The following is a 21620-nucleotide window of genomic DNA, read 5'->3' as shown; positions in this document are numbered from 1 at the left end:
TGTGGCTCCGCCGCGCGGGCGCGACCAGCCACGATGGCGCCGCAGCGGAAATCACCGCCCCAGCGGATCGTTTCGGTGCTGTCCAGACCGTTGACGCGGTGTCATGCCTGCAACAAGCATGACCGTCGACCGTCTTTTGGGAGCGCTCCCATATCGACCGCACCCGCAGCTCACCGAGGAGCCCGGACGTGAAAAGACGCAGCACCGCCCTGTTGTCCCTGACGGCCCTGCTGGGAGCGGCACTTGTCGCCTCCCCGGTGTCCACGGCCGCCGCCGAGGAGGTCGAGCAGCTCAAGAACGGCACTTTCGACACCACCACCGAGCCGTGGTGGGCGTCCAGCAACGTCACCGCCGGCCTGTCCGACGGACAGCTGTGCGCGGACGTGCCGGGCGGCACCACCAACCGCTGGGACGCGGCCGTCGGCCAGAACGACGTCACCCTGGTGAAGGGGGAGTCGTACAAGTTCAGTTTCACCGCGAACGGTTCGCCCGCGGACCACGTCGTCCGCGCGATCGTGGGCCTCCAGGTCGCCCCGTACGACACCTACTTCGAGGTCAGCCCCCAGCTGAGCGTGTCGGGCGACTCCTACGCGTACACCTTCACCTCACCCGTCGATGCCACCCAGGCCCAGGTCGGCTTCCAGCTCGGCGGCAGCGCGGACCCCTGGCGGTTCTGCGTCGACAACGCCTCACTCCTGGGCGGCGTGCCGCCCGAGGTGTACGAGCCGGACACCGGGCCACGGGTGCGCGTCAACCAGGTCGCCTATCTGCCCTCCGGTCCGAAGAACGCCACGCTGGTCACCGACGCGACCGCGAAGCTGCCCTGGCAGCTGAAGAACGCCGCGGGCCGTGTGGTCGCCCAGGGATCCACCACGCCTCGCGGTACGGACGCCTCGTCCGCCCAGAACGTCCACTCCATCGACTTCGGTTCCTACAAGAAGCAGGGCAAGGACTTCACCCTGGTCGCCGACGGCGAGACCAGCCGCCCCTTCGACATCGGCACGAGCGCCTACGAGCAGCTCCGCACGGACGCTGCGAAGTACTACTACACCCAGCGCAGCGGCATCGCGATCCGTGACGACCTGCGCCCGGGCTACGGCCGCGCGGCCGGCCACGTCGACGTCGCGCCCAACCAGGGCGACGGCAACGTGCCCTGCCAGCCGGGCGTCTGCGACTACACCCTCGACGTCACCGGCGGCTGGTACGACGCCGGCGACCACGGCAAGTACGTCGTCAACGGCGGCATCTCCACCTGGGAGCTGCTGAGCACCTACGAGCGTTCCCTGCACGCCCGCACCGGACAGCCCGCGAAGCTCGGCGACGGCACGCTCGCCATCCCGGAGAGCGGCAACAAGGTGCCGGACATCCTCGACGAGAGCCGCTGGGAGCTGGAGTTCCTGCTGAAGATGCAGGTGCCCGCCGGTCAGCCGCTGGCCGGGATGGCCCATCACAAGGTCCACGACGAGGCGTGGACGGGCCTGCCGCTGCTGCCGAGCGAGGACCCGCAGAAGCGCGAACTGCACCAGGCGAACACCGCGGCGACCCTGAACCTGGCGGCGACGGCCGCACAGGCGGCCCGCCTCTACCGGCCCTACGACAAGGCGTTCGCGTCCAAGGCCCTCACCGCCGCCCGCAAGGCCTGGACCGCGGCCCTCGCGCACCCGGACATCTACGCCGACCCCAATGACGGCACCGGTGGCGGCGCCTACCCCGACAGCGACGTGACCGACGAGTTCTACTGGGCGGCGGCCGAGCTGTATCTCACCACGGGGGAGAAGACCTTCGCGGACCACGTGCTGGCCTCGCCCGTCCACACCGCCGACCTCTTCGGCCCCCTCGGCTACGACTGGGCCCGCACCGGCGCGGCCGCCCGCCTGGACCTGGCCACCGTGCCGAACAAGCTGCCCGGCCGGGACAAGGTGCGCCAGTCGGTGGTCAAGGGTGCGGACGGTTACCTCGCGACGCTCAAGGCACAGCCGTACGGCATGCCGTACGCCCCCGCGGACAACCTCTACGACTGGGGCTCCAACCACCAGATCCTGCACAACGGCATCGTCATCGCCACCGCGTACGACATCACCGGCGGCTCCAAGTACCGTGACGGCGCCGTGCAGTCCATGGACTACATCTTCGGCCGCAACGCGCTGAACATGTCGTACGTGACGGGCTACGGAGAGGTGAACTCCCACAACCAGCACGCCCGTTGGTACGCCCACCAGCTCGACCCGAGCCAGCCGAACCCGCCGAGGGGAACCCTGGCCGGCGGACCGAACTCGAGCATCCAGGACCCCTACGCATCGAGCAAACTCCAGGGCTGCGTCGGTCAGTTCTGCTACATCGACGACATCCAGTCCTGGTCGACCAATGAGCACACCATCAACTGGAACTCCGCCCTGACCCGGATGGCGTCCTTCGTGGCCGACCAGACGTAGCGCGGAAACAGCTCGCCGGGCTCCATGACACTCTCACGAGGTCATGGAGCCCCTTGCGTTCAGGACGCGTCGTGGAAGACGAGCCCCAGCGCGTGGCGCCGGCCCGAGCGCACCGTGCTCACGCCGTGCCGCATCGCCCCGGCCGACCAGCCGCGCCGGGTGCGTACCGGACGGTCCCGGGTGGTGAACACCAGACCGTGGCCCTGCCGCAGCACGCCGGCCGTGCCCCGTGACTGGGCCCTGGGCCGCTGCTCGACCATCAGGAACTCACCGCCCGTGTAGTCCGTGCCGTAAGCGTCGAGTCCGACCACCACCTGGAGCGGGAAGACCAGCTCACCGAACACATCACGGTGCAGGGCGTTCCAGTCGCCCTCCCCGTAGCGCAGCAGGATCTGCGCCGCCCGGTCCTGCCCGGCCGCGTGACACCGCTCCAGCCACTCCTCCAGGGAGTCCGGCCACGGTGCCGGGCGGCCGAGCCGGGCCGCCCAGTCGCGGGCGACGGGCAGCAGGCGCGGATAGAGCGCGGCCCGCAGGGCGGCCACCGGGGCGGGCAGGTCGTGGGTGAAGTACCGGTACTCGCCCGAACCGAAGCGATGCCGGGCCAGGTCGACGGTGGTGCGGAACAGCTCCGGCTTCTCGTACAGCGCGGCCAGTTCGGAGCACTCGGCGGGCGTCAGCAACTGCTCCGTGGGTGCGCTGCCGTGCTCGTCCAGTGCGGCGGCCAGCGCGTCCCAGTCGGTCCGGGCGACGCGCCGGCGGGCCTGTGTGAGCGTCGGGGTCGTCGTGTACGTCGTCATGGGTCCGTTCCCTTCCCTTCCGCTACGAGTCTGCTGCGCGACCGGCGAGGGCGCCGGCGGGAATCGGACAGGGAGCTCGAGGCTCGCGGTACCCCTGTGTGCTTGCTCTGAGCAGGGAGTATTTACGAGTAAGTACCGCAGCGGTACCGTGAAGGACATGCCAGCTCTCAACGTGGAGTTCAGTGACCGTGAGCTAGAGGACCTGCGGCAGATCGCCAAGGAGCGCGGTACGTCGATGAAGGCCCTCGTACGGGAGGCGGCCGCGGCCGACATCGCACGGCATCGCGCGCTCCAGGAGGGTGCGGAGGCCTTCCGGCGGTTCTTCGCGTCCCACGCGGACGAGTTCGCCGCGGCGTTCCCCGACGACGAACCGGCGGTCACGGGCGAGGGACGGGTCGTCTGACCGATGGCTCCTGTCATCCACATCGACGTGCCCTGGCTGCTCCAGCGTCACGAAGAGGTCCTGCCCGACCAGCCCACGGTCAACGACTTCTCGGCCCTGGTGGCAGCCGTCGCCCGCCACCGTGTCGACCCGCCCCGCCTCGGCGTGGACTCCGACCCTGCCTGGCGGGCCGCCGCCCTGCTGCACACGCTCGCCCTGCTCAAGCCCCTGCCGTCGGCCAACGCCCGTTTCGCCTGTGCGACGGCGGTGGCCTACATGTTCGTCAGCGGCGCCGGCATCGACCCGCCCTACGGCGCCCTCGTCGACCTCGCCCGCGACCTGATCTCCGGCAAGACCGATGTGTACGGCGCGGCCGACCGGCTGCGCTCCTGGCAGATATAGGGCCCGGCCGGCGCCCGCGCCCTGGGCGGGACCGACCCGGCCCGCCCTCGGGGCCGCCGACCGAGGGCGGGAGGATCGGGGTCGGCGGCCGTTTCGCGCAGGAGAGCCGCCGTCTTGCGCGTGGCCTCCGAGGGGCCGGTACCAGTGCACTACGGGGTGGCGCGCGCCGGGAGCGTGCGCGTCGCTCCGGCGCGTGCGCGTGTTTCACACGGGGCGCCTGAAATGCCGTGAACTCACAAGGACGACCAGCGTGGCGGCCGTTTCTGACTTTCCTTCAACGGTACGTATGTTGCCCGAGTGCCTTGTTGGTCAGGACAGTGTTGTGCAAGGGTGAACTACCCGTGCGGGGGGTAATGGCCGGGTCTTCTTTCGTCCGGTGGGGAACCCGGGCGGACGGGTCGTTGGTGAATTCGCACTCCCCGCGCCTCGCCAAAAAGGTATGCACCAATCCCCGACTTTTTCGGCGAGCAGAACTTCTCAGAGTCACCCGCGCGTGGGAAGGAATCCGCTCAGTGCCCACCCCCCACCCCTCTCGCCCTCCTTACCCGCCGCCAGGCGGCGTTACGGGGGAATCCGACGACGACCTCGCCTCCCTGCTCAGGGGTCGTCCGGACGGCGAGGCGGCCCAGTCGGCCGCGCTGTTGATGGCGCGGCACTGGCCGGCCGCCCACGAATACGCCGTCATCTGTCTCGCCTCCCGGTCGGACGTCGCCTCCATGGTGACCGCGGCCGCCTTCCACCAGGTCCTGGACCGGCTGGCACTCGGCGAGCAGGCCGCCGCCCTGCGCCCGAGGCTTCTGGTGCGCGTCCGCGACACCGTCCGTGAGTGGTCGGCCGAGGACCGGATATCCGGTGTTCTGCCGGACCTCGGGAAACCGGCCGGCGGCCGCGGTATGCGGGCGGCGAAGTCCATGACGCCCGAAAACCGGAAACTGGCCGAGCGTTCTTTCCAGGTTCTGCCCGGACTCGCCCGCTGTCTGCTCTGGCACACCGAGGTCGAGGCCGAACCGATTGCCGTCCCCGCCGGTCTGCTCGGCATGGACATCACCACCGCGTCGGCCGCTCTCGAACAGGCGCGGGACAAATTCCGCGAGGGTTGTGTACATGCCCATCGGGAACTCGCGCCGACCAAGGACTGCCGGTTCTACAACCGTCTCCTCGACGTCCCGATACGCCGGGGCGGAGCCTTGCTGCCGGATGTCCAGCAGCATCTGATCGAGTGCCGCTACTGCCGTTTCGCCGCCGAGCAACTGAGCCATTTCGAGGGCGGCCTGGGCACGCTGCTCGCCGAGGCGGTGCTCGGCTGGGGCGCCCGCCGCTACCTCGAGTCCCGCCCGGGACGTACCGATCCCGGCCCGCGCGGTCGTGGCGGCGCCCGGCACGGTGGTGGACGCCGTGGCCTCCTGTCCCGGGTCCCGTCTCCCGGCCGCCGCCCCCCGGAAGGGCCGCGGCCCTCACGGGTGCTGCTCACCGGGGTGGGCCTGGCCTCCGCCGGACTGCTCGCCAGCGTGCTGGCCGCGAACCTGTGGTCGGACGACGGCGGCGCCGAGCCGGCCGCTTCCACCAGCGCCTCCGGGGGCCGCGCGTCGGCCTCGGGCGGAGTGTCCTCCTCCCCGCCGGGCACGGCCCAACTCCCCCTGATTCCGCAGCAGTCCAGACTGCGCAACGTCGCCGCCGACCTCTGCCTCGACATCCGGGGCGAGGTGAAGAAGGGCGCGGCCACCGAGCTGGAGACCTGTTCGGACGCGGAGAGCCAGAAGTGGACGTACGACGACGACGGACTGCTGCACAGCGCCGCGAACCCCGACCTCTGCCTCGACTCGCACGTGGACGCCGGTGTGGTGATCCTCGGGACGTGCGCGGACGAGAAGAGCGAGCGCGCGGACGACGTGCGCTACGACATCACCGTGCAGGGCGAGTTGCTCACTCGCTGGGACGAACAGCTCGCCCTCACCTCCACCACCGGGACGGCGGACGCCGACATCGTCGTCAAGGTGCGTGACGGTTCCGGCGGGCAGCGCTGGGTGACCGACCCGGTGGCGCCGACCGCCGGGGCGCTCTCGGTCCCGGGCACCGGCACCCCCTCCGCCCGGGCGGTCGGGGGACCCGTCTAGTGCCGCGGCAGGCAACGTTTGCCCCGTCGCGACGCCCGGCACGCACTCTCGCCGCACCGGCCGAAAGCCCAAGTACGTCCAGTACGAGGGCTTCCGGCCGGCACGCCGAGAGCACGCACCGGACGCCGCTCCTTGACGGGCAAACGTTGCCTGCCGCGGCACTAGTTCACGACGTCGCGGGGCGGGTCGCCCGCCAGATGGCCGGCCACGTTCTGGACGGCGGCCAGGGCGATCCGCACCAGCGTCTCCCGGGTGACACCCCCGACGTGCGGCGACAGCACCACGCCCGGGGCCCGCAGCAACCGCAGCGCCGGCGTGGGCGGTTCGGGGTCGAAGACGTCGATGCCCGCCCCGGCCAGGGCGCCCTTCTCCAGGGCGTCGGCGAGGGCGTCCTGGTCGATCAGGGCGCCCCGCGCCGTGTTGATCACGAACGCGGTGGGCTTCAGGAGCGCGAGCCGGCCTGCGTCGAGGAGCTGCCGGGTCTCCTCGGTCAGCGCCACGTGCAGGGAGACGTAGTCCGACGTGCGCAGCAGTTCGTCGAGGGGGACATGACGGGCCCCGCCCAGCTGTGCCTCGGTCTCCTGCGGAAGTCGGCGCCGCCCGGCGTAGACGACGCTCATGTCGAACGCGACCGCGCGCCGCGCGACCTCCCGCCCGATCTGCCCCAGCCCCACGATGCCGAGGGTCTTCCCGGACAGTTCGGTCAGGGACCGCTGCAGCCGGGGCAGCGCCCAGTCGGCCTCGACGAGCGCGGTGTGCGCCGGGACGAGTTGCTTGGCGAGCGCGAGCATGAGGGCGAAGGTCTGCTCGGCCACGTTCTGCGCCTCGGCGCCGCTGGAGCCGATGGTGCAGACGTCCACCGCGCGGGCCCGCGCCGCCTCCACGTCGACGTAGTCGAAGCCGTGGCTGGCGCACTGCACCAGCTCCAGCTCGGGCGCGGCGGCGAGGTGTTCGGCCGTCACGGGGGAGAGCGCCGTGATGATCACATGCGCCGCGCGCAGCGCCCGCGGGTTCTCGGCGGTCCTCTCCACGACGGTCACGTTCGCCTCGCCCGGGAAGAGCGTGGCGAGCCCGGCGCCGGAGGTGCGCCCGCCGACATGGGGCGCGACGACGGCGAGCACGTTCTTCGGGGTCGTCATACGGGGTCCTCGATCAGGTCGGCGGGTCCCACGGTGCTGGGAGAGGCGTGCCCGGACAGGGCGAGGGTGAGGTCCAGCTCGGCGAGCAGACAGCGGATCACGTGCTCCACGCCGGGCTGTCCGTCCAGGCCCAGGCCGTACACGTACGGCCGCCCGACGAGCACCGCCTGCGCCCCCAGCGCGAGCGCCTTGAAGACGTCGTCGCCGGTGCGGATCCCGCTGTCGAAGAGCACCGTCAGCCGGTCGCCGACCGCCTCCGCGACCCGTGGCAGCGCATCGGCCGCCGCCACGGAACCGGCCACCTGCCGGCCGCCGTGGTTGGACACCACCACCCCGTCCATCCCGGCGTCCGCGGCCGCCCGTGCGTCGTCCGGGTGCAGGACGCCCTTGAGGACGATCGGCCCGTCCCAGTGCTCCCGCAGGAGGGCCAGGTCCGGCCAGGTCTTGCCGGGGTCCGCGAACATGCCGACGAAGTGCATCACGGCCGCGTTCGGATCCTCGGCCACCGGCTTGGCCAGGCCCGCCTGGAATGCCGGGTCGGAGAAGTAGTTGGCGGTGCCCACCCCGTGCAGGAACGGCAGATAGGCCTGGTCGAGGTCGCGCGGCCGCCAGGCCAGCAGCGGGGTGTCCAGCGTGACGACGAGCGCGGTGAACCCGGCGGCCCTCGCCCGGTCGAGGAAGCTGAGGGCCACCTGGGGGTCCTTCGGCCAGTACAGCTGGAACCAGCGCTCGGCGTCCCCCATCGCCTCGGCGACCTGCTCCATCGGGGTGCTGGACGCCGAGGACAGGATGTACGGCACGCCCTGTGCCGCGGCGGCCCGGGCGGCGGCGGACTCGGCGCCCGGGTGCATGATCGACAGCACGCCGACCGGTGCCAGGGCCAGCGGGGCGGGCAGGGCGCGGCCCAGCACCTCGACCGACAGATCCCGTTCGTGCACGTCCCGCAGCATCCGCGGCACGATCCGGCGCCGCTGGAGCGCGGCCCGGTTGGCCCGGGCGGTGCTCCCGTCGCCGGCGCTGCCCGCCACGTACCCGACCGGACCGGGGCCGAGGCGCTGCTCGGTGAGCTCCTCCAGCCGGGTCAGATCGGTGGGCAACCGGGGTACGGCGCCCGACATGCCGTTCAGATAGATCTCGTACTGGAAGTCGGCCCAGTGCTTCGCCATCCGTACGTTCCGCCTCTCGTCGCTGAGAACGGGTTGCGCTCCGACGATACTGGCGAGTAAACGCCGGTCAGAACACCGGGGTCAGCCGCCGTTCGCCACCGCGACGGGCTCCGGCTCGCCGGACTCCGCGCCCGGTCCCGTGATCGGCGGCACCGGCACGTCGACGGTGCGGGCCAGCCGCGCGCCCTCGGGCCCGTACACCGCCCGGGGCTCGGGGAAGAGCCGCAGCAGCGACAGGAACAGCGCCGCGGCCACGACCAGGGACAGCGGCAGACCGATGTCGACGCCGCCCGCGAGCTCGCCCAGCGGACCGACGAACTGGCCCGGGATGTTGGTGAACAGCACCCCGATCACCGCCGCCACCCACCAGGCGGTCATGCCCCGCCAGTTCCAGCCGTGCGCGAACCAGTAGCGGCCGCCGCGCTGGCGGCGGTTGAAGACCTGGAGGGCGTCGGGGTCGTACCAGCCGCGGCGGGTCCAGAAGCCCAGCATCATCACGACCATCCACGGTGTGGTGCAGGTGATGATCATCGTGGCGAAGGTCGAGATCGACTGCACGAGGTCCAGGCCGAACCGGCCGATGAAGATGAACGCGATCGACAGCACGCCGACGAAGAGCGTCGCCTGCACGCGGCTCAGCCGGGGGAACACGGAGGAGAAGTCCAGGCCGGTCCCGTACAGCGCGGTCGTGCCCGTCGACATGCCGCCGATCAGCGCGATCAGACACACCGGCAGGAAGAACCAGCCCGGCGAGATCGCCAGCAGGCCGCCCACGAAGTCGGGGGCCGCGGGGTCGACGTAGTCCGGCGCCTTGGCGGCGATGATGCTGGCGGTCGACAGGCCGAAGAGGAACGGCAGCAGCGTGGCGATCTGCGACAGGAAGGCGGCGCCGATGACCTTGCGGCGTGGGGTGCTCGCCGGGATGTAGCGCGACCAGTCGCCGAGGAACGCGCCGAACGACACGGGGTTCGAGAGCACGATCAGCGCCGCGCCGATGAAGGACGGCCAGAACAGCGCGTCGGTGGCCGCGTCCGCCGAGTCCGTGAAGACGCCCGCGTACGACGGGTCGAAGTCGCCGGCGAACGCGATCGCGCCGAGCAGGAACAGCAGGCTCGCCGCGGCCACCGCGACCTTGTTGACGAACAGCATGAACCGGAAGCCGTACACGCACACCGCGAGGACCAGAGAGGCGAACAGCGCGTACGCCACGACGTACGACAGGTCGCCGCGCGGCAGGCCGAAGAGCCGGTGGGCGCCGCCGACCAGGGCGTCCCCGGAGCTCCACACCGAGATGGAGAAGAACGCGACCGCGGTCAGCAGCGACAGGAACGAGCCGATCACCCGGCCGTGCACACCGAGGTGCGCGGACGAGGACACGGCGTTGTTGGTGCCGTTGACCGGACCGAACACCGCCATCGGGCACAGGATCAGCGCACCCGCCACGACCCCGAGCAGCGTGGCCGCCAGGCCCTGCCAGAAGGAGAGGCCGAACAGGATCGGGAAGGCGCCCAGCACACAGGTGGAGAACGTGTTGGCGCCGCCGAAGGCGAGCCGGAACAGGTCCAGCGGGGTCGCGGTGCGCTCGGCGTCGGGAATGCGGTCGACGCCGTGGGTCTCGACCTCGGTCAGGGACGGCGCGGGGGAGGGGTCGGGCTGCGGGGACAAGGGGGCTCCAGCGAGGGGACCGGCGGTGGAGCGCGTCGTGACGCGAGCGGGTCGGGGTGAGGGGCCGGCGCTCGCCTCGGCGGGGGTGGGCGGGCGAGGGGATGCCGTCCTCTCGGGGGTCTGCCGACGGTAAGGCCGGGGTCAGGAGCCACACCAGAGGACGGTTCATCCATCTTTCGTCCCGTGACTGTACGAAACATCCATCACTCGGTGTCCGGGGGCGTGTCCTCCGCTTCGGCGTCGGGGCCCTGGGCCCGTACTCGCTGGACGTGTTCGAGTGAGTCCCGCAGTTCGGCGAGCCAGTCGTCGGTGTGCTTCTGGACCAGGCGCACGCACCAGGCGAGCGCGTCGCTGCGGCTGCGCGCCACCCCGCCCGCGATGAGGGTGTCGAGGACCTGGCGCTCGGGCTGGCGCAGCCGGGTCATGACGGGTGCGGACACATGGGTGAACAGGGTGCGCTCCCCGTCGCACTCCACACCCCAGGAGACCTTCCTGCGGAACCGGTGCTCGGCCTCGACGGCCACCTCGATCCGGGCCTGCCGGGTGCGCTCCCGGAACTCCTGTACGCGGCTCTGCACGGCGGCCTCCCGTTCGGTGGCCGAGGCGCCCTCGGCGAGCCGGGGCGCGGGGATGCGGCCGATCACGGTGATCTCCTCGCGGTCGACCGTCAGCTCGGCCAGTTCCTCGAAGAGGTCGTCGGGCAGGCGGCCGGCGAACCAGCCGCGCAGCTTCTCTCGCTGCTCTGTCGTAATCATGTAATGACGATTACGCGACTGGAACGTGAACGCAAGGGGTGTGCGGAGGGTCCGCCGAGAGCTCAACCGGAATGTTTCAGGCCTATTGCGGAGGCGGGGTGAACCGGCCATTCGGTCGGTCGAGACGATCAAGAACCCCATGGTTCCGGCGCCGGCGCGTTCGAATTACGTGACTTCACGCCACTGATTCAACACGCAAGGTTACTGAAACCCGTGGGGTCGATGTGAGATTCGGGCGCGGACTCGGCAGACTCCCGCTCGCCGGTCCGGCACCGATCGCGCCGGGCCCGGTACCACCCCCGTATCAGCGGAAGGATGCACACAATGCGGAACACCGCGCGCTGGGCAGCGACCCTCGCTCTGACGGCCACCGCCGTCTGCGGCCCCCTCACCGGGACCTCGCTCGCCGCCCCCGCCTCGCTCTACGCCCCCTCGGCCCTGGTGCTCACCGTCGGACACGGTGAGAGCGCCGCCCTCGCCACCCCGGCCCGCGCGGTCACCCTGACCTGCGCCCCCACGCCCTCCGGAAGCCATCCCGCGGCAGCCCTCGCCTGTGCCGAACTGCGCGGCGCCGACGGGGACTTCGACGCACTGACGGGCCGGGGCGACGTGCTGTGCACCAAGCAGTACGACCCGGTGGTCGTCACCGTCGACGGTGTCTGGCAGGGCAAGCGCGTCTCCTACGAGCGGACCTTCGCCAACGAGTGCGTGAAGAGCACCCACGGGACCAGCCTCTTCGCGTTCTAGAGACCGGGGTCGCAGGGACCCGCACCGACAGCGGCTCGTGGCTGGGGAGCGCGAGTCCTGACGCGGGGATCCCTCGCGATCTCGTACGGGGGCCGGCCGGGCGGAGTGGGGCCGCCCGGTCGGCCTTCGGATCAGCCCCGCCGCTCCGGCAGCTCCGGCAGCGGCGGAAAGCGGCCCAGTAACCCCGAGGCGCGCAGGAGTCGCCGGATGCGCTCACTCCGCGAGACGATGCGCAGTCGCCCGCCGTGCTCCCGCGCCCGGGAGTCCGCCCGGCACAGAACCCGCAGGCCGGAACAGTCGAAGAAGTCGACCGTGCGCAGGTCGACCAGGACGTCCGGTCGCGTGCCCGCGGTCGCCGCGTCCAGATGCTCGGCCAGGGAACCCGCGGTCGCCATGTCGATCTCGCCCGCGGCCTCGACCACCGTGAAGGGGTCGCGACGGTAGGTGCGGGCGTACGGGTTCGCGGCCGGGGGCCCGGATCCGCCGGACTCCGGTGTCATGTCGGCTCCACCTCGGCAGGGGCGGGTATTCGATCTCGGTAGCTACCCCGGTGGGGTGCGGGACATCCCTGAGAAACCCGGCACGAGATCTGGTTCACTCGACATGGTGAATTTCGCGAGTGGTCATTGACTTTCAGTCGACTTTTCTGCAAATCGGTGCCCTGTTCAAGCGGTTGTCGCCGGCCGTAACGTGGGTTCGCCGGTACACACGTCCTCCGGCGAGCCTCCGCTGCTCACCCGGTTCGGGCTGCCGGAACCCGCGCTGGAGATGGAGTTCACGGCGCACTTCGCCCGTCGTGGCGGCGAGGTGGCGGCAGGGGCGGCGACGGCCGCGGTCACCGGGTCGTCGAGGCACCGGCGTGGTTCCTGGCCTCCCTGCTCGACGCCGGCCGGCGGGTGAGCAGCTGTCTGCTGGCCCGGACGACGGCGGACGTCTGCCGGATCCTCCTGACGGCGGACAGCGGCGGCCTCAGGGTGGCGGGCACGGACGACGTGCTGATCCCCCCGGACCGGGTCCGCCACGACGGAGCGACGAGGCTGCCTCTGCTGGGCGTGGTCGACGGACTGCGGATCCATCGCGGCTCCGAGGGGCGGACCTGGGTGGTGTGGCAAGGGCATTGGTGCCCGGCCGGTGACCCGCGGGGCGGAGCCTAGGACCGCTCACGGTGGCTGGTGTCGCACCAGGGATAGCGACGGCTGCGGCGGCAGGTGCACAGGGCGACGCGGAAACGGTCGGAGGAGACCGTGGTCCCGTCCTCCAGCTCCACCTCGACGGGGCCGTCCATCAGTAGCGGACCACGGCGTTCCAGCCGGACGCGGCAGGGCGGGTCAGCGGGTGACTTCGGCACGGACCATCACCATTTCCTCGTCGTCGACACCCCGTGGAACCGGCGTCATGCGGCTCGGGTACCCCAGCATTCAGGAGATACGGGAGGTTTCGGAATCGAGTGGTGCCCGCAGGGACGACCGGCCCGAGTGCCAGGCGGCCAGGAGGTGGCCGGCGAAACGGTCCTCGAGGTGCCCGGTGGCGTCGACGCCGAAGGCCACGTCGGACGCCAGATGCGGCTCCTCGGCGAGCAGCCCGCCGATGACCTCGTGGCGGACGACCTGCTCGTGGACCGCGTCGGCCTCGACATGCTCGTCGTAGAAGTGCTCGGCGGCCGCCCCGGCGCCCGTGCGGTGCATGGCCTCGGCCAGTCGCCGGGAACCCGGCGAGGAGGAGACCTCCACCGCCGCGAAGTGGCCCACGAGGGCGCCCCGCAGGGCTCGGTGCAGACCGAAGAGGGACATGAGGTTCACCGTCGCCAGGACCTCCGCGCAGGCGGCGTCCAGGTAGTGCCCGTACGCCGTCGCCAGGCCCAGGTCCGTCATCAGATCCGCGAACAGCTGTGCGTGCACCCGGTCGGGGCGGCCGCCGCCGTACTCGTCGAACTCCACCGCCGCCATGCCCGCCTTGGCCCGTCCCCACAGCCGCGGCAGCACCCAGGCATGGGGGTCGGCCTCCTTGAGGTGGTACAGGGAGCGCTGGGCCGCGTACTCGCGCAGCTGCCACAGTTCGCCCTCGTCGCGCAGGTAGTGACTGGTGCCCGTGCCGTCGACGGGCTCGACGAGGAGTTCCCCCAGGGCGTCCTCGACGCTGTCGTGCACCGGCGTGTCGGCGCGCAGTGCCGTCAGGAAGCGGTGTTCCAGTGCGGCCCGGGTGCGCAGCAGGGCCGGATCCCACTCGGAGTCCGGGCAGACGCCCGCGAAGCCCCGGTAGTGCAGCTCGTAGCAGAGGTAGAGGGCGAGCTGGAGGTCGTCGCCGTAGACGGGCGCGCGGGCCACGTCGGCGTCGCCCGGCAGGGGTCCGGCGTCCAGCAGATACTCCGACACGGCTGCGGACACCGGCCCGCGGGCGGGGGGCAGCCGTGGTCCTTGGGGGTCCTGTGCCATGCGCCCCGGGTACCCGGGCGGCACGAGGTCATCCGTCCGTGGGGAGCTGGCCTGGGGTTGTGTCGCGGCCGCTCTCCCGTACGGCGTGGCGCGGGCACCGTGAGTCCCGTCGGGCCCGCCGTCCGTGCGGTGCCGTCAGTCGCCGGTGGACTCCTCCTGGGCGCGGGTGTTGGGCGTGATGGCGTCGCCCGCCTCACCCCGGCGCCGTCGCTGCTCCTCGGAGTCCGAGGTGCGCCGCTCGGCCTTCTCGGCTTCCTGGAGGACTTCCTCCAGAGCGGTCTCGGGGCGCTTCCTGTCGTCGGACTCGGACATGGTGTCTCCTTTCGCGGCGGTCTTCGCCTTGGTCAGTTCCGCGCGGCTGCGATGCGCAGGGGCATGGGTCCCTGGGGTGCGCCCTCCTCCTCGAGGCGGCTGACCTCCGTCCACCAGGAGGGGCCGTCCTCGATACGGCGCAGCAGGACGCCCTCACGGATCGCCCATGGACACAGGGTGACCGTCTTGATGCCGGTCAGCTTCATCGCCGTGTGCCCGACCACCGCGCCGGCGAGGCTCTGGGCGGCGCGCGGCGCGGAGATGCCGGGCAGCCGGGAGCGTTCGGTGGCGGGGAGTGCGGCGAGGCGGACGATCGCCTCCCGCAGGTCCGAGCGGTGCAACCGGCGTTCCGTGAAGGGCCCGTGCCGTCCGGGCGGGGCCCCGCACAGTCGCCCCAGCTGCTGGAAGGTGCGGGAGGTGACCACCGCGGTGTGCGGCCCCTCCCAGCGGATCCGGGCCGCGACGTCCCGCAGCTGGTGGCGGACCCGGCGGCGCAGCGCCCGCACCAGGTCCGGCGTCGGCTGGTCCTGGCCCTCGAAGAACTCATGGGTCAGCCGTCCCGCGCCCAGCGGCAGCGAGGCCACGAAGTCCGGCAACCGGCCTCGCCCGAAGGCCACTTCGAGCGAGCCGCCGCCGATGTCGAGCAGGGCCAGCGGACCCGAACGCCAGCCCATCCAGCGCCGCGCCCCGAGGAACGTGAGCTCGGCCTCCACCTCGCCCGGCAGGGTGTAGAGCCCGACTCCGGTGCGCGAGCGCACCTCGCGCAGTACCTCACTGCGGTTGGAGGCATTGCGTACCACGGCGGTCGCGAAGGCCTGCGGGGGCGCCGCGCCCCACTTCGCCGCGGTCCTGCTCGCCTCGGCCACCGCCACCACGAGCCGTTCGACGGCCTCCTCGGGCAACGGGCCACCGGGACTGACCTGTTCGGAGAGTCTCAGGCGCCACTTCGCGGTGTGCACAGGCAGTGGCACCCCGCCCTCCGCGTCGGCCACCACCAACCGGACCGTGTTCGAGCCCACATCCATCACGCTGAGTCGCATGAGTGCCTGAGTACCCGTTTGAGGGCGTCACTCACCGTGCCAGGGTGTGAGCCGGGGCAACCAGCCAGGCACGGCACCGCGGTAACGCGCGTACTGTGCGCCGAACCGGCCGGCGAGCGCGGGCTCCTCGTACCACCGTGCGAACGCCCACATCAGCGCCCAGGCACCGGCGCCGTAGCCGAACAGCACCGGCCGGGCGAGCAGCAGACCCTGGCCGCCGATCGCCGCGACCACGGCGACGTACATCGGATTGCGCACATGCCGGTACAGCCCGCCCACGACCAGGTGCTCGGTCGGCGCGACCGGCGCCGGAGTGCCCAGGCCCTCGCGCACGAACCGCACGAAGGCGGCCGAGAGAACGGCCGCGCCCGCGAGGAGCGGGAGCAGACCGAGCAGACGGACGGGCAGCCACCAGTCGCCGGACCGCCAGTCGGTCAGCCACCACGGCAGCAGCCCGGCCACCGTGCCGGGCGCGAGCGCGAAGAAGACCGTGCTGCCGAGGGCCGCCGCCGGTGTGCGCATGCCGCCACCATGACAGCGAGGAGGGGCCGCCGTCTCCCTGCAGACGGCGGCCCCTCGGTTCAGGTGGCGGTCACATGTGGACGACGGGTGCGGCGTCCGCGTCCTGCTCCGGAACCCCGCGCCGGTAGAGCAGGAAGGCGATCAGCGCACCGGCGGCGAAGAAGCCCGCCGACCACCAGAAGGCGGTGGTGTAGCTCTCGATCGTCGCCTGCGCCTGGACCAGCTTGCTGCTCGCGTCCTTGCCGGCCAGGTAGTCGGTCGCGGCGCTCGCGGCCAGCGTGTTCAGCAGCGCCGTACCGATCGAACCGCCCACCTGCTGCATGGCGTTGACCGTGGCGGAGGCGACGCCCGCGTCCTCGGCCGCCACTCCGCCGGTGGCCAGCTGCATCGCCGCCGGCATGACCAGGCCGAGACCGGCGCCGATGATGATCAGCTGGGGCAGCACGGCGGTGAGGTAGGCGGTGTCGTTGCCGATCCCGGTCAGCCAGGCCATGCCGACCACGGAGATCGCGAAGCCCAGCGGGACGACGGTCTTCGGGCCGATCCGCGGCACCAGCACGGTCGTGCCGAGCTGAGCCATCACCATCAGCGCGGCGACCATGGGCAGGAACGCCACACCGGTCTTGGTCGGGCTGAATCCCAGGTTGAGCTGGAGGTAGTAGGTGAGGAAGAGGAAGACGCCGAACATGCCCGCGCCGGAGATCAGCACCGCGAAGAAGGAGGCCGCGCGGTTGCGGTCGAGCAGGATGCGCAGCGGCAGCAGCGGGTGCGCGGCCTTGGTCTGCCACCAGGTGAAGGCAGCCAGCAGCACACCGCCGGCGATCAGGAAGCCCCAGGTCTCGGGCGAGCTCCAGTCGTGCGTCTCGGCGTTGGAGAAGCCGTAGACCACGGCGAACAGACCGGCGGCGACGAGGATCGTGCCGGGCACGTCCAGCTTGGAGTTGGCGGCGTCACGGTGGTTGCTGAGCAGGAACCAGCCGCCGACGAAGGCGACCACGGCGATGACGACGTTGACGTAGAGGGTCCAGCGCCAGTCGAGGGCGTCGGTCAGGATGCCGCCGAGCAGCAGACCCACCGCGCCACCCGCGCCGGCGATGGCGCCGTAGACGCTGAACGCCTTGGCGCGCTCCTTGGCGTCGGTGAACGTCGTGTTCAGGAGCGAGAGCGCGGCGGGCGCGAGCAGTGCGCCGAAGGCGCCCTGGAGGGCACGGGCGGTGACCAGCATCTCGAAGTTGGTGGCGGCACCGCCGAGCGCGGAGACCGCGGCGAAACCGACGACACCGATCAGGAAGGCCGGCTTGCGGCCGAAGAGGTCGGCGATTCGGCCGCCGAGCAGCAGGAGGGAGGCGAAGGCGAGCGCGTACGCGGTGACGATCCACTGCCGGTTGCCGTCGGAGAATCCGAGGTCGGCCTGGGCCGAGGGAAGGGCGATGTTCACGATGGTCGCGTCGAGGACCACCATCAGCTGCGCGAGGGCGACGACCGCGAGGATCCACCACCGCTTGGAGGAGGCCTCGGGCGACGCGTCGAGACCGCCTGCCGCGGCGTTCTCGGTCAGGGTCTTCTGGGACATGGCGGAACCACTCCAGGGAAGTCGTTCGGACTTTACGAGGTCGTAAACGAAACTGTTTCGTACACCTTGAGGCTAGAGCACTTTTAGCGAAACGGCAAAGTTTCGATGAGGGGGGCGGTTGATTGTGATCAGCGCCACATTCGAGGTCGACGGTCGCCCCGGCGTGCCGATGGATCTCGCGCGGCAGGCGTCCGGCGCCCGCGCCCTGATCGACGGCCTGGCCGGCGGGCAGGCGCTGGTGTTCGGAAGCAGCGGGGGCGCGATCATCGGGCTGACTCTCGCCGCACTGCACCCCGACTCCCTGCGGGCCGCCGGTTCGCGACGGAACGCCGCGGGCACTGGCCATCTGGGTGTGTACGGACGACCGGTCACCCGAGCCCAGTATGCCTTGACTGGCATATAACCGCAGAGGCATATTGGAGCCATGTCCGACGCCGCGCTCTGGGCCGCCCTCGCCGACCCCCACCGGCGGACCATCGTCGCGCTGCTCCTGGAGCGGCCGCGGCCCGTCGGGGAGATCGTGGAGGAATGCGGTCTGAGCCAGCCGAGCACCTCGAAGCATCTGAAGGTGCTCAGGCAAGCGGGCCTGGTCCGGGTCCGCCAGGACGCGCAACGCCGTGTCTACGCCCTCGACCCGGCCCCGATCGCCGCACTCGACGCCTGGCTGGCCCCCTACCGCAGGCTGTGGAACACCAGCCTGGACACCCTGGGCCGCCGCCTCGACGAGACCGCGCCGGACGACCCCGAGGAACCCTCTCCGAAGGACTGATCCCCCATGTCCGCAGACCTCACCGGCACCTATCTGACCCTGGACGACGGTCGCCCGGCCGTCCGCTTCAGCCGCACATACGACCACCCCGTCGAGCGCGTCTGGCAGTTCGTGACCGACGCCGACGAACTCGCCCACTGGTTCCCGTCCCGCGCCGAGATCGACCCGCGCCCCGGCGGGGAGATCACCTTCAGCGGCGACCCGAACATGGCGGACTCCAAGGGCCGGGTCCTGGCCGTCGACGCGCCCCGGCACCTGTCCTTCGAGTGGGGCGGCGACGAACTCCACTTCGACCTGGAGGCGTTGGACGGCGAGCGCACCCGCTTCACGCTCACCAACGTGCTGAGCGAGGCGAACACCGCGGCCCGCAACGGCGCCGGGTGGGAGGTCTGCCTGGCCGCCCTGGAGACATACGCCAACGGGTCGCCCACCAGGGGTCAGGCCCCCTGGAAGGAGTTCTACGACGGCTATGTGGCCGCCGGTGTCCCCTCCGGCGCCCCCGTCCCGGGCCTGGACTGACCCCTCACGCCAGCTGCCGGCGCACCAGCTCGTGCAGTCGCCCGCCCGTGTCCGCGAGCAACTGCGCGGGCGGCCCCTGCTGGGCGACCTTCCCGTCCTCCATCACGATCACACGGTCGGCGTCCAGCACCGTCGAGAGGCGGTGCGCGATGACGATCCGGGTGGCGTTGAGGGCCTTGGTGGACTCGATCACCCTGCGCTGTGTCTCGTTGTCGAGGGCGCTGGTCGCCTCGTCGAAGAACAGGATGCGCGGCCGGCGGATCAACGCCTGCGCGATCATGAGCCGTTGGCGCTGGCCGCCGGAGACCGCACCGCTGCCGGAGACGATCGTGTGGAGCCCCATCGGCATCCGCTTGATGTCCTCCGCGAGCCCCGCCATCTCGGCCGCCACCATGACTTCCTCCGGCGTGAACGGCTCGGTCCCGCAGATGACGTCCATGATCGAGCCGTTGAACGGCTGGGCGTGCTGAAGCACCACCCCGCACTGCCGGCGCACCGCCGACTGATCGAGCGCCGCCAGGTCCTGACCGTCGTACAGCACACTGCCCGAGACCGGCGGATCGAAGCCGATCAGCAGCCGGAGCAGCGTCGACTTGCCGCAGCCGCTGGGGCCGACGACCGCCACGAACTCGCCGGGGCGCACCTCGAACGACACGTCGTCCAGCACGAGCGGGCCGTCGTCGGAGTAGCGGAAGGACAGCCTGCGCGCCTCGATCCCGCCGGACAGCGGACCCGGCCGGGTGGTGGCCGTGCGCACCTCGGGGGCGGCGTCGAGGACCGGCTTGATCTCCTCGAACAGCGGCAGCGCGCCCACCGCCGAGACGAAGGAGCCGGTCAGCTGGGTGACGGAGGTCAGCACCATCGTCACCGAGGTGTTGAAGGTGAGGAACGCCGCCGCCGACATCGAGCCGCGCGCCGGTCCGGCGAGCAGCATGAACATCAGCAGGGTGCAGACGGGCAGATAGACGGCGCCCATCACCGTGGTGAGGTTCTTGATCCGCCCCACCTTCTGCTGGAGCTCCCGGCTGCGCGCGAACTGCGAGGCCCAGGCCGCGTACGCGTAGTTCTCGGCGGCCGCGACCCGCAGCTTGGGCAGACCGCGCAGGGTCTGGAAGGCCTGGTTGTTCAGCTTGTTGCCGAGCACCACCAGGCGTCGCTGCCAGCGCACCTGCCACAGCCCGAGCCCCAGGAACACCCCGGCGATCACCACGAGCATGCCGATCGCCGCCATCGCCATCGAGGCGCTGTACCAGAACAGCAGCCCCAGGTTCATCGCACCCACGGTCACCGACTGGGCGACGACCGGCCCCACCCCCGCCAGCAGCCGGCGGATCGAGCTGATCCCCATCGCCGCGCTCGCCAGCTCACCGGTGGACCGCTCGGTGAAGAACTTCGTCGGCAGTCGCAGCAGCCGGTCCCAGACCGCCGGTTGGAGGGTCGCCTCGATACGGCCCTCCAGACGCAGGATGGTCAGGTTCTGCAGCAGCATGAACGCGGCCGCGACGAAGCTGCTGATCATCACCGCGAGACAGACCTGCACGATCAGGTTCGTCTGCGCCTTCGGTACGAACTCGCCCAGGATCTTGCCGGTGGCGATCGGCACGATCGCCCCGATCGCGACCGTGACGAGCCCGCTGAGCAGGAGGTTCGTCAGGTCCCCGCTCATGCCCTGCATGCTGAACCGCAACAGTCTGAGCGGAGTGAGCCGCCGCTCGGGCAGCGACCGGTAGAACATGACGGCCCGCGGCTCGAACTCCTCCGCGTTGGCCTTCTCGACCGGCGTCTCACGGCCCGTCGCCGGATGCACCGCCACATAGCCGCCGCGCCGCCACAGCAGCGCGACCGGCGCGCCGGACAGCGCGCGATGGCCCACCAGCGGGCCGACGTTGTCCCGCCACCAGCTGCCGTCCAGACGCACGGCCCGGGCCCGTATGCGGGAGGCGAGCGCGATCTGTTCGACCGGGTCGAGACGGTCGCTGCCGGTACCGCTCTGCGCCGGGTCGGCGAGCGTGATCCCGGCGGCCTGGGCGACCAGTCTGCACGCCGCGTAGGAGGCGTCCGCGTCGGCGGGCGTCGTGCGCCGGCCCGAGGACTTGCCGATCGACGCGAGCAGGGTCCGGTCGGCCTGGGCGCGGACCGCCTCACCGGCCTTGATGCCCTCGGCCGTCCGGTTCTCGTGGGTGCGTTCCAGCTGCTCGATCCAGCGGTCCAGCGTGGTCAGCAGCCGGTACTGCTGGTCGACCATGCTCTGCCAGACGGCGGGATCCATCAGCAGATCGGCGGCCGCGTCGGCGCCGTAGAGCGATCCGTACTGCACGCTGCCCGGCGGCACCTGCATCCAGAACACGTCGTCGTCACCCATGCTCGAATACGCTCGCACGGGGGCACCCCCATCTTCGGCGGCCCGCTCGTTGGCCATCGGCGCCTGGAAGAGGATCGAGAGGCTGCGGCCGACGCCGAGGGCCAGGGCGTACTCCAGCGGGCTCGTCGTCGGCGGTACGTACTGGGGGTTGCCGTACTCGTCGTAGGACCAGGTCTGGGTGTTCGCGGGCTGGTACAGCTCCCGCAGTCCGATGCGGTGGACCACGCAGTCCCTGAGCGGGCGGGCGACCAAGGTGTGCTGAGGACCGGGGCCGGGGCCGAGGATCAGGGAGCCCGCCTCCAGGCGGCCCAAGTGGTGCCAGTGGCCCTGCTGTTCGACGTCCACCGCGAACAGGTCCACGGCTCCGGACGCGACCAGCCACAGCACCTGCGGGCCTTCGAGGTCGAGGCGGTTGAACCCCGAGCAGTCGATGGGGGTGCCCATGGCGCCGAGCGCGGTGAGGACGACGTCCCCTTCGTGTGCGGTCGTCAT

The 21620-nt window shown here is 71.3% G+C and carries 23 protein-coding genes; 10 read left to right on the top strand and 13 right to left on the bottom strand.

Going from position 1 to position 21620, the window contains the following annotated elements:
* Positions 1 to 188 precede the first annotated feature (188 nt).
* Positions 189 to 2432 carry a glycoside hydrolase family 9 protein gene (locus tag QF037_RS06765; protein WP_307022825.1) on the top strand — a complete coding sequence of 748 codons (2244 nt, stop codon included), beginning with the start codon at positions 189 to 191 and terminating at the stop codon, positions 2430 to 2432.
* A gap of 59 nt (positions 2433 to 2491) precedes the next feature.
* Here the strand turns inward: QF037_RS06765 and QF037_RS06760 are convergent, their stop codons facing one another.
* Positions 2492 to 3229, bottom strand: coding sequence for a 2OG-Fe(II) oxygenase (locus tag QF037_RS06760; RefSeq protein WP_307022822.1), 738 nt, complete (start codon positions 3227 to 3229; stop codon positions 2492 to 2494).
* A 157-nt stretch (positions 3230 to 3386) separates the two neighbouring features.
* On the opposite strand from QF037_RS06760, the gene QF037_RS06755 reads away from it, so the two are divergent.
* From QF037_RS06755 to QF037_RS06745, 3 genes are all read left to right on the top strand, one after another.
* On the top strand, positions 3387 to 3632 hold the full coding sequence (locus QF037_RS06755; protein WP_307022820.1) for a hypothetical protein: 246 nt from the start codon (positions 3387 to 3389) through the stop codon (positions 3630 to 3632).
* Between the two features lie 3 nt (positions 3633 to 3635).
* Positions 3636 to 4013, top strand: coding sequence for a toxin Doc (locus QF037_RS06750; RefSeq protein ID WP_307022818.1), 378 nt, complete (start codon positions 3636 to 3638; stop codon positions 4011 to 4013).
* Positions 4014 to 4525: 512 nt separating this feature from the next.
* The gene (locus QF037_RS06745; protein WP_307022816.1) at positions 4526 to 6127 is read left to right on the top strand and encodes an RICIN domain-containing protein; all 1602 of its coding nucleotides are present in this window, start codon (positions 4526 to 4528) and stop codon (positions 6125 to 6127) included.
* 161 nt (positions 6128 to 6288) lie between these two features.
* Here QF037_RS06745 and QF037_RS06740 read toward each other — a convergent pair whose 3' ends face one another.
* The 4 genes from QF037_RS06740 to QF037_RS06725 form a co-directional block, all read right to left on the bottom strand.
* Complete coding sequence (locus QF037_RS06740; protein WP_307022814.1) at positions 6289 to 7266, bottom strand: 2-hydroxyacid dehydrogenase; 978 nt, start codon at positions 7264 to 7266, stop codon at positions 6289 to 6291.
* A complete protein-coding gene (locus tag QF037_RS06735; RefSeq protein ID WP_307022811.1) occupies positions 7263 to 8432 on the bottom strand; it encodes a lactate 2-monooxygenase in 1170 nt (389 codons plus the stop codon). The genes QF037_RS06740 and QF037_RS06735 overlap by 4 nt, the downstream gene beginning before the upstream one ends.
* 81 nt (positions 8433 to 8513) lie before the next feature.
* Positions 8514 to 10097: a purine-cytosine permease family protein gene (locus QF037_RS06730; protein ID WP_307022809.1), complete on the bottom strand. Its 1584-nt coding sequence runs from the start codon at positions 10095 to 10097 to the stop codon at positions 8514 to 8516.
* Between the two features lie 203 nt (positions 10098 to 10300).
* Positions 10301 to 10852 (bottom strand): hypothetical protein, encoded by a 552-nt coding sequence (locus tag QF037_RS06725; protein WP_307022807.1) that lies wholly within the window; start codon positions 10850 to 10852, stop codon positions 10301 to 10303.
* Positions 10853 to 11176: 324 nt separating this feature from the next.
* On the opposite strand from QF037_RS06725, the gene QF037_RS06720 reads away from it, so the two are divergent.
* Positions 11177 to 11599: a protease inhibitor gene (locus QF037_RS06720; protein WP_307022805.1), complete on the top strand. Its 423-nt coding sequence runs from the start codon at positions 11177 to 11179 to the stop codon at positions 11597 to 11599.
* A 131-nt stretch (positions 11600 to 11730) separates the two neighbouring features.
* Here QF037_RS06720 and QF037_RS06715 read toward each other — a convergent pair whose 3' ends face one another.
* On the bottom strand, positions 11731 to 12099 hold the full coding sequence (locus QF037_RS06715) for an STAS domain-containing protein (protein WP_307022803.1): 369 nt from the start codon (positions 12097 to 12099) through the stop codon (positions 11731 to 11733).
* A gap of 190 nt (positions 12100 to 12289) precedes the next feature.
* On the opposite strand from QF037_RS06715, the gene QF037_RS06710 reads away from it, so the two are divergent.
* Positions 12290 to 12499, top strand: a complete 210-nt coding sequence (locus tag QF037_RS06710) for a hypothetical protein (protein ID WP_307022801.1) — start codon at positions 12290 to 12292, stop codon at positions 12497 to 12499.
* The gene (locus QF037_RS06705) at positions 12496 to 12753 is read left to right on the top strand and encodes a hypothetical protein (protein WP_307022799.1); all 258 of its coding nucleotides are present in this window, start codon (positions 12496 to 12498) and stop codon (positions 12751 to 12753) included. The genes QF037_RS06710 and QF037_RS06705 overlap by 4 nt, the downstream gene beginning before the upstream one ends.
* Here the strand turns inward: QF037_RS06705 and QF037_RS06700 are convergent.
* From QF037_RS06700 to QF037_RS06675, 6 genes are all read right to left on the bottom strand, one after another.
* Positions 12750 to 12947 (bottom strand): CDGSH iron-sulfur domain-containing protein, encoded by a 198-nt coding sequence (locus QF037_RS06700; protein WP_307022797.1) that lies wholly within the window; start codon positions 12945 to 12947, stop codon positions 12750 to 12752. The genes QF037_RS06705 and QF037_RS06700 overlap by 4 nt on opposite strands.
* Positions 12948 to 13017: 70 nt before the next feature.
* Positions 13018 to 14031, bottom strand: coding sequence for an iron-containing redox enzyme family protein (locus QF037_RS06695; protein WP_307022795.1), 1014 nt, complete (start codon positions 14029 to 14031; stop codon positions 13018 to 13020).
* Between the two features lie 135 nt (positions 14032 to 14166).
* Positions 14167 to 14343 (bottom strand): hypothetical protein, encoded by a 177-nt coding sequence (locus tag QF037_RS06690; RefSeq protein ID WP_307022793.1) that lies wholly within the window; start codon positions 14341 to 14343, stop codon positions 14167 to 14169.
* Positions 14344 to 14375: 32 nt separating this feature from the next.
* Positions 14376 to 15383, bottom strand: coding sequence for a Ppx/GppA phosphatase family protein (locus QF037_RS06685; RefSeq protein WP_307022791.1), 1008 nt, complete (start codon positions 15381 to 15383; stop codon positions 14376 to 14378).
* A 27-nt stretch (positions 15384 to 15410) separates the two neighbouring features.
* The gene (locus QF037_RS06680; RefSeq protein ID WP_307022789.1) at positions 15411 to 15905 is read right to left on the bottom strand and encodes a methyltransferase family protein; all 495 of its coding nucleotides are present in this window, start codon (positions 15903 to 15905) and stop codon (positions 15411 to 15413) included.
* A gap of 70 nt (positions 15906 to 15975) precedes the next feature.
* Complete coding sequence (locus QF037_RS06675) at positions 15976 to 17478, bottom strand: MFS transporter (protein ID WP_307022787.1); 1503 nt, start codon at positions 17476 to 17478, stop codon at positions 15976 to 15978.
* Positions 17479 to 17602: 124 nt separating this feature from the next.
* Here QF037_RS06675 and QF037_RS06670 point away from each other — a divergent pair, with 124 nt between their 5' ends.
* The 3 genes from QF037_RS06670 to QF037_RS06660 are packed head-to-tail and all read left to right on the top strand — an operon-like array spanning position 17603 to position 18766.
* Positions 17603 to 17881, top strand: coding sequence for an alpha/beta fold hydrolase (locus QF037_RS06670; protein ID WP_307022785.1), 279 nt, complete (start codon positions 17603 to 17605; stop codon positions 17879 to 17881).
* A gap of 21 nt (positions 17882 to 17902) precedes the next feature.
* Positions 17903 to 18247: an ArsR/SmtB family transcription factor gene (locus QF037_RS06665; protein WP_307022783.1), complete on the top strand. Its 345-nt coding sequence runs from the start codon at positions 17903 to 17905 to the stop codon at positions 18245 to 18247.
* A 6-nt stretch (positions 18248 to 18253) separates the two neighbouring features.
* The gene (locus tag QF037_RS06660) at positions 18254 to 18766 is read left to right on the top strand and encodes an SRPBCC family protein (protein ID WP_307022782.1); all 513 of its coding nucleotides are present in this window, start codon (positions 18254 to 18256) and stop codon (positions 18764 to 18766) included.
* A 4-nt stretch (positions 18767 to 18770) separates the two neighbouring features.
* Here the strand turns inward: QF037_RS06660 and QF037_RS06655 are convergent, their stop codons facing one another.
* Positions 18771 to 21620: an NHLP bacteriocin export ABC transporter permease/ATPase subunit gene (locus QF037_RS06655; protein WP_307022780.1), complete on the bottom strand. Its 2850-nt coding sequence runs from the start codon at positions 21618 to 21620 to the stop codon at positions 18771 to 18773.

Origin of the sequence: Streptomyces canus (assembly GCF_030815415.1) — a bacterium.
Taxonomy (GTDB): domain Bacteria; phylum Actinomycetota; class Actinomycetes; order Streptomycetales; family Streptomycetaceae; genus Streptomyces; species Streptomyces canus_F.
This window is presented reverse-complemented; position numbering and strand designations above follow the sequence as displayed.

Excerpts from the sequence above, each read along its gene's own strand:
- QF037_RS06750 (WP_307022818.1), top strand. The coding sequence starts at position 3,636 with ATGGCTCCTGTCATCCACATCGACGTGCCCTGGCTGCTCCAGCGTCAC.
- QF037_RS06680 (WP_307022789.1), bottom strand. The coding sequence starts at position 15,905 with ATGCGCACACCGGCGGCGGCCCTCGGCAGCACGGTCTTCTTCGCGCTC.
- QF037_RS06660 (WP_307022782.1), top strand. The coding sequence starts at position 18,254 with ATGTCCGCAGACCTCACCGGCACCTATCTGACCCTGGACGACGGTCGC.
- QF037_RS06760 (WP_307022822.1), bottom strand. The coding sequence starts at position 3,229 with ATGACGACGTACACGACGACCCCGACGCTCACACAGGCCCGCCGGCGC.
- QF037_RS06675 (WP_307022787.1), bottom strand. The coding sequence starts at position 17,478 with ATGTCCCAGAAGACCCTGACCGAGAACGCCGCGGCAGGCGGTCTCGAC.
- QF037_RS06690 (WP_307022793.1), bottom strand. The coding sequence starts at position 14,343 with ATGTCCGAGTCCGACGACAGGAAGCGCCCCGAGACCGCTCTGGAGGAA.
- QF037_RS06720 (WP_307022805.1), top strand. The coding sequence starts at position 11,177 with ATGCGGAACACCGCGCGCTGGGCAGCGACCCTCGCTCTGACGGCCACC.
- QF037_RS06755 (WP_307022820.1), top strand. The coding sequence starts at position 3,387 with ATGCCAGCTCTCAACGTGGAGTTCAGTGACCGTGAGCTAGAGGACCTG.
- QF037_RS06715 (WP_307022803.1), bottom strand. The coding sequence starts at position 12,099 with ATGACACCGGAGTCCGGCGGATCCGGGCCCCCGGCCGCGAACCCGTAC.
- QF037_RS06735 (WP_307022811.1), bottom strand. The coding sequence starts at position 8,432 with ATGGCGAAGCACTGGGCCGACTTCCAGTACGAGATCTATCTGAACGGC.
- QF037_RS06740 (WP_307022814.1), bottom strand. The coding sequence starts at position 7,266 with ATGACGACCCCGAAGAACGTGCTCGCCGTCGTCGCGCCCCATGTCGGC.
- QF037_RS06695 (WP_307022795.1), bottom strand. The coding sequence starts at position 14,031 with ATGGCACAGGACCCCCAAGGACCACGGCTGCCCCCCGCCCGCGGGCCG.
- QF037_RS06665 (WP_307022783.1), top strand. The coding sequence starts at position 17,903 with ATGTCCGACGCCGCGCTCTGGGCCGCCCTCGCCGACCCCCACCGGCGG.
- QF037_RS06725 (WP_307022807.1), bottom strand. The coding sequence starts at position 10,852 with ATGATTACGACAGAGCAGCGAGAGAAGCTGCGCGGCTGGTTCGCCGGC.
- QF037_RS06655 (WP_307022780.1), bottom strand. The coding sequence starts at position 21,620 with ATGACGACCGCACACGAAGGGGACGTCGTCCTCACCGCGCTCGGCGCC.
- QF037_RS06685 (WP_307022791.1), bottom strand. The coding sequence starts at position 15,383 with ATGCGACTCAGCGTGATGGATGTGGGCTCGAACACGGTCCGGTTGGTG.